Annotated in this window: 11 tRNA genes; all 11 read right to left on the bottom strand. The window is 49.8% G+C overall.

From position 1 onward, the window contains the following. Positions 1-20: 20 nt before the first annotated feature. The 11 genes from NOU10_RS09235 to NOU10_RS09185 all read right to left on the bottom strand — a co-directional run bounded on the left by NOU10_RS09235 (position 21) and on the right by NOU10_RS09185 (position 1,001). A tRNA-Leu gene (locus tag NOU10_RS09235) sits at positions 21-105 on the bottom strand. Between the two features lie 30 nt (positions 106-135). Then, a tRNA-Cys gene (locus NOU10_RS09230) sits at positions 136-206 on the bottom strand. Positions 207-230: 24 nt separating this feature from the next. Beyond that, positions 231-302 (bottom strand) — tRNA-Gln (locus NOU10_RS09225). Between the two features lie 10 nt (positions 303-312). Next, positions 313-385 (bottom strand) — tRNA-His (locus NOU10_RS09220). Between the two features lie 6 nt (positions 386-391). Beyond that, positions 392-465 (bottom strand) — tRNA-Trp (locus tag NOU10_RS09215). 12 nt (positions 466-477) lie between these two features. Beyond that, positions 478-560, bottom strand: a tRNA-Tyr gene (locus tag NOU10_RS09210). Positions 561-564: 4 nt separating this feature from the next. Further along, positions 565-640 (bottom strand) — tRNA-Phe (locus NOU10_RS09205). Between the two features lie 25 nt (positions 641-665). Further along, positions 666-738, bottom strand: a tRNA-Asp gene (locus NOU10_RS09200). A gap of 9 nt (positions 739-747) precedes the next feature. Next, positions 748-820, bottom strand: a tRNA-Val gene (locus NOU10_RS09195). A gap of 5 nt (positions 821-825) precedes the next feature. Continuing rightward, positions 826-897: transfer RNA gene (locus tag NOU10_RS09190), tRNA-Glu, on the bottom strand. A gap of 14 nt (positions 898-911) precedes the next feature. After that, a tRNA-Ser gene (locus NOU10_RS09185) sits at positions 912-1,001 on the bottom strand. Between the last annotated feature and the right edge of the window lie 13 nt (positions 1,002-1,014).

Below are 1,014 nucleotides of genomic sequence, written 5' to 3'. Positions count from 1 at the left end.
AACTAAGACTTAAACACAGATACCGGTGATCGGGGTCGAACCGATACGTCCTCAACGGACACTGGATTTTGAGTCCAGCGCGTCTGCCAATTCCGCCACACCGGCATATTTACAGTTAGCACCCTTAGGAACTAAAGGCGGTAACCGGATTTGAACCGGTGATAAAGGTTTTGCAGACCTCTGCCTTACCACTTGGCTATACCGCCACGAAAGGATCAAATCCTCAAAAATTGGGGTAGCTGGATTCGAACCAGCGCATCACGGGATCAAAACCCGTTGCCTTACCGCTTGGCTATACCCCAGTAATTAAAGGGCGAAAGATGGGATTCGAACCCACGCATGCCGGAGCCACAATCCGGTGTGTTAACCCCTTCACCACTTTCGCCATATATGGCAGGGATAGTAGGAATTGAACCCACACCGACGGTTTTGGAGACCGTAGTTCTACCTTTAAACTATATCCCTATTATAAAAAAATGGAAGGGAGTGGATTCGAACCACCGAACCCGAAGGAGCGGATTTACAGTCCGCCGCGTTTAGCCAGACTTCGCTACCCTTCCATAATGGTGGCGCGGGACGGAATCGAACCGCCGACACAAGGAGCTTCAATCCTTTGCTCTACCGACTGAGCTACCGAGCCAAAAATTATATACTTTTCAGTATAACGGTCCTAGCCGGATTTGAACCGGCGATCTCCTGCGTGACAGGCAGGCGTGATAACCCCTACACCATAGGACCTTTTAAATATGGAGGATACAGGGTTCGAACCTGTGACCCCCTGCTTGTAAGGCAGATGCTCTCCCAGCTGAGCTAATCCTCCATTGATGACCCGTACGGGATTTGAACCCATGTTACCGCCGTGAAAGGGCGGTGTCTTAACCACTTGACCAACGGGCCATTCTACTATTCAACGGAGAGCAAGGGATTCGAACCCTTGAAACAGGTCATACCCGTTTACATGATTTCCAATCATGCTCCTTCGGCCTCTCGGACAGCTCTCCATTATAAAAAAAT

Origin of the sequence: Ligilactobacillus sp. MP3, assembly GCF_024436335.1 — a bacterium.
In the GTDB taxonomy this organism is placed as follows: Bacteria; Bacillota; Bacilli; order Lactobacillales; family Lactobacillaceae; genus Ligilactobacillus; species Ligilactobacillus salivarius.
Note: the sequence above shows the minus strand (reverse complement) of the source record. Positions and strands in the feature narration are given on the sequence as shown.